Genomic DNA, 7147 nt, shown 5'->3' with positions numbered 1-7147 from the left:
TCCCGGGTGAGTGGTGGCGAGGGCAGCAGGCTCGCGATCCCGGCGAGGGCCCGCCAGATCGGGAATGGCACCGGCAGGAGCAGTCGGCGCCGGCTACGCTCTCGCAGGACAGCCCGAAGGATCTCCCGGTAGCTCAGGATATCGCGGCCGCCGAGCTCGAACGCGCCGCTCGCGGGCTGGCCGAGCGCGCTATTTACAGCCTCGGCCACGTCCTCGACATACACGGGCTGCAGTCTCACGCTGCCGTCGCCAAACAGCGGGATGACGGGCAGCCGGCTAAGCCCGTCGAGGGTGCGAATGAAGCTGTCTCCCGGCCCGAACAGCACGCTCGGGCGCAGCACAGTGGCATTCGGGAAGGCCTCGCGCACGCGCTGCTCGCCGCGCGCGCGAGCCCGGACATAGGCGGAAGACGAAGTGGGGTCGACGCCGATCCCGGAGATGTGTACCACTTGCTCCACCCCGTCATCCCGGGCCAGCCGAGCAATACGAGCAGCGCCCTCAACATGGATGGATTCGAAATCCAGACCGCCGTGCTCTTCGTACAGACTGACCGAGTTGACTGCCACATAGGCCCCATGGAGTGCAGCCTTGACACCCTCCTCCTCGCGTACGTCAACACGGGAGCGCTCAATTTGGGCCGAGAGGCCGGGGAACTCGGCCTTCTCCGGCCACCGCGCGGCAATCCGCACGCGGGCGCCCGTCCCAGCCACCCGGCGAACGATGGCACGGCCCAGAAAGCCGGTTCCCCCGAAGACCGTGACGATACGTTGGTTCATGCCAAGCACCTCACCCCTGGCCACCGTGAACAGCCGGTCGCCATGCAAGCCTCTTGCGAGCACCAGCGCCGATGCCCGCCGCATCCACCATCCGGGGCGGACACCTTTCCCAGAGCGGTTCCGCTCCTGGCCGCCCCGGCACTCGACAGAACTTCGCGCTGCGTTCGCATCCGCCGCGCCGGCCTTGGTGAGCTTATCAACACCCGCGCGAGGGCTGAATCGCCCCGCTTTCAATACACTCCAGCTCTGGCCCAGCGGCAGACTGCGTGGGATCGACTTGCGCGCCTCGCTTAGCTCTCCGGCGGGCCTCCGGCTTCCGGCTGAAGACGGCGGAGTTCGCTCAAGCGTCGCTGCAAGAACCTCCGTTCCGGTTCCTGTCCGACCAGCTCCAACGCCCGCCGGTAGGCCGCCGCTGCTTCGTGATGCCTGTTCAGCCGCCGGCACAGATCCGCCCGTACAGCGTAGGCGATGTGGTAGTTGTTCAGCTTGCCCCCGGACATGATGCGATCGACGAGGCCGAGGCCGGCTTCCGCGCCATCGCGCATGGCGAGGGCAACAGCGCGATTGAGTTCAATGACCGGGGAAGGGTCGAGCCGCAGCAGCACATCGTACAGGCCCACGATCTCGCCCCAGTTCGTGGCGGCCGGATCTGGTGCGCGGGCATGAACCGCGGCGATGGCGGCCTGGAGGGTGTAAGGACCGACGCGGCGGTGGCGCAGGGCACGCTCCACCAGCGCGAGGCCTTCGCGGATCTGCCCGCGGTTCCACCGCATGCGGTCCTGGTCTTCCAGCAGCACCAGATCGCCCTCGGCTGTGGTGCGGGCGTCACGGCGGGATTCCTGCAACAGCATGAGGGCAAGCAGGCCTTCCGCTTCGGGCTCGGGCTGGGCCAGTAGCTCGATCAAGAGGCGGCCCAGGCGTATGGCTTCGCCGGAGAGATCTTGCCGGGTCAGGGAGGCACCGGAGGACGCCGCGTAGCCCTCGTTGAAGACCAGGTAGATCACGCGCAGAACGGCGTCGAGCCGTGCCGGCATCTCCCGGTATCCGGGGACTTCATAGGGGATGCGGGCGCTGCGGATTTTGGCCTTGGCGCGGACAATCCGCTGGGCCAGCGTGGCCGCCGGCGTCAGGAAGGCGCGGGCGATCTCCTCGGTGGTAAGATCGCAGACCTCACGCAGTGTCAGGGCGACCTGGGCGTCGGACAACAGCGCGGGGTGGCAACAGGTGAAAATGAGGCGCAGGCGATCGTCCTCGATGCCTTCATCGTCGCGTGTTGCGGGGTCAACGCCGGCGACGTCCATGATGGCAGCGGGGTCATCCAGTGCGTCGAACTTCCCGCGCCGGCGCAGGCTGTCGATGGCCTTGAAGCGGCCGGTGGACACCAGCCAGGCGTAGGGGTTGTCAGGCACGCCGTCGCGCGGCCACTGCTCCAGGGCGGCGCGGAAGGCTTCGTGCAGGCCTTCCTCGGCGAGGTCGAAGTCGCCCAGCAGGCGGATCAGCGTGGCAACGACACGGCGTGAGTCGTCGCGGTAGAGGGCCTCCACCACGCTACGTGCCACGCCACTCGCGTTGTCGTCGCTCATACGAAACCCGTGCCCTACCTGCCCCGTCAACGTACGCGGGGCTCAACGGTTCGGCCGCCGCCCGGGTGTCACCGCCCGCCATCAGGCGAGGGGTACCGTCGGCGAGCCACGCATCTCGAGGCTGCGAACGCACCGGCGGCTCAGCGACGGGGTCATCGATGTAGCGCATGCAAGCCGCGCCACAGCCGGGCTAGCCGTATCGGCGCTCCAGCCTGAGCGCTTCCTCAACCGGACGAATCTCGATGCTCCCGATCCGTGCCGAGGGCCATCTGGCCGCAACTTGGAGGGCTTCATCATGATCAGCCACCTCGATGAGAAAAAAGCCGCCAAGCTGCTCCTTGGTCTCCGTAAACGGTCCATCCGTCACCCATACTTCCCCGTTTCGAACCTCAAGTGTCGATGCCGTCGTCGCACTTTGCAGGGCGTATGTTGTCACGAGACGACCGCTTTCCCGCAGCGCCTCGACATAATCCAGTGTCTCCTGCCTCAGGGCCTGCCACTCGCTGCGGGACAGCCCGTTGAGCTTTTGTTCTTCCTCGTAAGCCAGACACAAGTACTTCATACGACCCCCGGATCGACGGTTGCCGGAGTCAAGCCCGCACCGCAGTTACTCGGCGGCGGACGGCTCGGGATCCAGCAGCCTGGGACCCAGCCCTTCCTGCGCCAATCTCTCCCCTGGGTTTTGCAGACGGCAGACGCCGAGGGAGAGGCGGCCGAGAAATTGGACCAGTCCTCAGCATTGATGGAGCGCCAATACGGCGATGCCGCTATACTCCGCCGACTCGCCAACACTCAGTTCGCGGTCGAGTCGAGCCGGGTCAGGTTCGCGTGTCATGTGGCTACCTTCATGATCACCGTCCATGCCTCCTTGACCTATAGTTGATTTGACGATTTACACTCGGGTCCACCTCATTGCAACCCAGGACATACAGCCACATGACCAGGGACACTATTGCCGTGTTCCGGCGCAGGCCCCCTGAGCCGACGCCGGCCGCGGGCTCGGTCACGACCGAGCGCGTGGTAGCGGCGCCGGCCGTTTCCGTGCAGAGCCTGTCAAAGACCTACGAGTCCGGATTTCAGGCGCTGCGTCGCGTGAGTCTGGAGATCCGGCGCGGCGAGATCTTTGCACTGCTCGGCCCCAACGGCGCTGGCAAAACCACGCTCATCGGCATCATCTGCGGGCTTGTCATGCCCAGCGAGGGCAGTGTGGCTGTCAATGGATACGACATCCTGCGGGACTGGCGGATCACCCGCTCACTGATCGGCCTGGTCCCGCAGGAACTCGCCACCGACACGTTCGAGACGGTGTCGGCCACGGTCAGCTTCAGCCGGGGTCTGTTCGGGAAGCCCCCTAACGAGGCCCACATCGAGCAGGTGCTGCGGGATCTCAGCCTATGGGACAAACGCAATGACAAGATCCAGACACTTTCCGGGGGCATGAAGCGCCGTTTGCTGATCGCCAAGGCGCTGGCCCATGAGCCCGATGTGCTGTTTCTCGATGAACCGACCGCCGGCGTGGACGTCGAGCTACGGCGTGACATGTGGGCCCTGATCCGCGCGCTGCGCGACCGCGGCGTGACGATCATCCTGACCACGCACTACATCGAGGAAGCGGAGGACATGGCCGATCGGGTCGGCGTCATCCAGCGCGGTCAGATCGTGCTGGTGGAAGAAACGGCGGAGCTCATGCGGCAGCTAGGGCGCAAGGCGCTGAAGCTGCACTTGAAAACACCCCTAGACGAAATTCCGACTGCCCTCGCCCACCACCAGCTGGAACTCTCAGCGGATGGGATGGAGCTCACCTATACATTCACCCCCGAGGCGAGCGACCGCAGCGGCGTCGCCCACCTACTGCAGGATCTCTCCGCTGCCGGTATCGCCTTTCGCGACCTGCACACGGAGCAAAGCTCACTGGAGGACATCTTCGTCGATCTGGTTAGGGAGCAGTCATGAATTTTTACGGCGTCCGGGCAATCTACGGCTTCGAGATGGCGCGCACGTGGCGAACGCTGTTCCAGAGCGTGGTGGCGCCGGTCGTGACCACATCCCTGTACTTCGTCGTGTTCGGTGCCGCCATCGGCTCGCAGATCGACGAGATCGACGGCGTCAGCTACGGGGCATTTATCGTGCCGGGCCTGATCATGCTGATGGTCCTGACGCAAAGCACCACCAATGCGGCCTTCGGCATTTACTTTCCGAAGTTCACGGGCACCATCTACGAGGTGCTCTCGGCGCCGGTTTCCTTCTATGAAGTTGTCATGGGCTATGTGGGTGCGGCAGCGACAAAAGCGGTGATGCTGGGGCTGATCATCCTGGCGACGGCTTCCTTGTTCGTACCGCTGCAAATTGCGCATCCGTTGTGGATGCTGGCCTTTTTGATCCTGACGGCAACGACGTTCAGCCTGATCGGCTTTATTATCGGTATCTGGGCGGATAACTTCGAGAAGCTGCAGTTTGTACCACTGCTGGTCATCACCCCCCTGGCGTTCCTTGGGGGGACGTTTTACTCCATCGACATGCTGCCCCCGGTGTGGCAAACCGTCACCTTGTTTAACCCCGTGCTCTACCTGGTGAGTGGTTTTCGCTGGAGCTTCTACGGCATCGGCGATGTAAGCGTGGCGGTCAGCGTGCTCATGATTCTGCTCTTCCTTGCTCTGGCCCTTGCCGTGGTGGCTTGGATCTTCCGCACCGGTTATCGGCTCAGGTCGTAAATAGGCAATATTCGCAACCGATGTCGACACCAGGCGCATTATCCATCTCGATGCCGCGCGACTTCTCCCCTCCGATGAGACGTCGTAGGTGCCAGCGAGATTTAGGGGACATCCAGGCACCGGAGCGATCGACGCCTAAGCCACCAGCCAGTGGCGCACGCAACCGGACTGCGGCCCGCGCCGTCGCGATGCAGAGGTAAATCCAGGCGGCTCTTTCGCTACGCATCAAGGACATAGGTAAAAAACCCTGCGCATCAGCTCAGCATCCTCATCTCACGGCGGATACGGAATTTTGTGAACCAGTTGGCAGGCACACACCGAACGCGGCACTATCTTGCGAACCAGGAGCCTGACGGACTTGGGCAATCATAGCGACCCCAGTGGCGCAGTGAGGCCGTTTTTGGTGATCGTTCAAAGAGAATAGCCGTCCCTATTTGACGAAGAGGATTGCCGACCGGGTCCATTGCCCCATCGGCGTAGTAGATCAGACCCAAGTCCGGCAGGCGCCCTGGAGTGATTTTTGGCCATTAGGGGTTTTGTCGACAGGGGTGGCTGTGTCTGACGCTTTAGGCGATTCAGCATTCCGGTGATCGAGTCGGGCGCAATCGTGATGCGTGTACCGTAACAGCCCAGGAGTTTTGTTTTATGTCGAATCAGGTGCGACAAGTGCACTCCGCCGAGCATGAGCGACTCCGCATCCAGGAACTCCTTTCCATGGATGTACTGGACACCCGCCAGGAGGAGCGGTTTGACCGCTACACGCGCCTTGTCGCCGAGATCTTCGATGTCCCTGTGGCGCTGATCTCGCTCGTCGATACCCACCGGCAATGGTTCAAATCCCGGGTCGGAGTGGAGAAGGAGGAGACGCCCCGCGAACACTCCATCTGTGCCCATGCCATTGCCGCCAGGTACCTTGAAGTCCGGGACCTGCTGGCGGATCCCAAATTCCGCGATAATCCCGATGTGACCGGCCCTCCCTATTACCGCTTCTACGCGGGTGCCGTGTTATTCGGCCCGACGGGTCAGCCACTTGGCACCCTATGCATTCTCCACTTCGAACCACGGGCGCTGGGTTCAACGCAGAAGCAGTGGCTCATGGCCTTTGCGCGTCTCGTCCAGGAGGAGATGGCGCACAGCATCGAGCTGGAGGAGACGAAAACCCGGGTGCAAGAGATGATGCTGCGCGACCCATTGACAGGATTACCCAATGAGCCGCTATTTCTGGAGATTCTCGAGAATCTGATCCACCACAATAGCCATGGACACCAGTCGTTGGCCGTCGGGCATCTCCTGCTAAAGAATCTCGATGATTTGGTGGAACTCCATGGCAAGGACACCGCTGAGGCATTCCTGCGGTCTCTTGGTCAAGAACTTGCGCGTGAGGACGGGGTGACGGTGGCGGTTGGCCGGCTCTCGCACAAGCGACTGGCGATCGTCAAGGACCTGGATTCCGCCCAACAGTTGCTGGGCCGCGCGGCGCCTCGCATTGCGGAACTGAACCAGGCAACGCCGATCAACGGCACATGGGTGCACCCGGAGATTGTTGCGGGCTTCAGCGTGTTTCCGGTCGATGCAACCAGTGCGGCAACGCTCCTGGATCGGGCACGCATGGCACTGGCTGAGACCCAAAGCGCCCCCGGCATCCACCTCTACCGCTCCGGCGCCCACGCCGAGGCCTCTCGACGCTTCCGGATTCGTGAGGCTCTAAGCAGCGCACTCGATCACGATGAGTTAACCCTGTATTACCAGCCGATGTTCTCCGCCGACGGGCGGCGCCTTATCGGTTTCGAAGCCCTGGCTCGCTGGCTCGACGGCCCCGAAGGCACGATCAGCCCTGCGGAGTTTATCCCCATTGCCGAAGAGAGCGAAGTACTCGCCCGCAAACTCACACGCTTTGTCCTCAGACAGGCATGCTGGGAGGCCTCGTCCTGGAAAACGGACAACGCAGGCCGGGCGATCCAGGTCGCGGTCAACATCTCCGCCAACGAATTCCGTCAAATCGACTTCATTGCGCTGGTGCAGTCCGTGCTTGCTGAAACCGGCATAGAACCACAGCAGCTCACGCTCGAGCTGACCG

General features: G+C 63.1%; 6 protein-coding genes. 3 read left to right on the top strand and 3 right to left on the bottom strand.

The features are described from left to right. The 3 genes from QZT63_RS06825 to QZT63_RS06815 all read right to left on the bottom strand — a co-directional run. Positions 1–860: complex I NDUFA9 subunit family protein (locus tag QZT63_RS06825; RefSeq protein ID WP_290649714.1), on the bottom strand; the 860-nt coding region annotated here is incomplete at its 3' end. A 206-nt stretch (positions 861–1066) separates the two neighbouring features. Next, entirely contained in the window at positions 1067–2359 is a 1293-nt protein-coding gene (locus QZT63_RS06820) for an RNA polymerase sigma factor (protein ID WP_290649712.1), read from the bottom strand. Positions 2360–2549: 190 nt separating this feature from the next. Further along, positions 2550–2921 carry a YciI family protein gene (locus tag QZT63_RS06815; RefSeq protein WP_290649710.1) on the bottom strand — a complete coding sequence of 124 codons (372 nt, stop codon included), beginning with the start codon at positions 2919–2921 and terminating at the stop codon, positions 2550–2552. A gap of 374 nt (positions 2922–3295) precedes the next feature. On the opposite strand from QZT63_RS06815, the gene QZT63_RS06810 reads away from it, so the two are divergent. The 3 genes from QZT63_RS06810 to QZT63_RS06800 form a co-directional block, all read left to right on the top strand. Further along, a complete protein-coding gene (locus QZT63_RS06810) occupies positions 3296–4312 on the top strand; it encodes an ABC transporter ATP-binding protein (protein WP_290649708.1) in 1017 nt (338 codons plus the stop codon). Beyond that, on the top strand, positions 4309–5070 hold the full coding sequence (locus QZT63_RS06805; protein ID WP_290649706.1) for an ABC transporter permease: 762 nt from the start codon (positions 4309–4311) through the stop codon (positions 5068–5070). Before QZT63_RS06810 ends, QZT63_RS06805 begins: the two co-directional genes overlap by 4 nt. 645 nt (positions 5071–5715) lie before the next feature. Beyond that, on the top strand, positions 5716–7147 hold a 1432-nt coding region (locus QZT63_RS06800; protein ID WP_290649704.1), incomplete at its 3' end, for an EAL domain-containing protein.

Source organism: Aquisalimonas sp. (assembly GCF_007120195.1).
Taxonomy (GTDB): domain Bacteria; phylum Pseudomonadota; class Gammaproteobacteria; order Nitrococcales; family Aquisalimonadaceae; genus Aquisalimonas.
The sequence above is the reverse complement of the archived record's forward strand: the minus strand, read 5'-3'. Positions and strand labels throughout refer to the sequence as shown.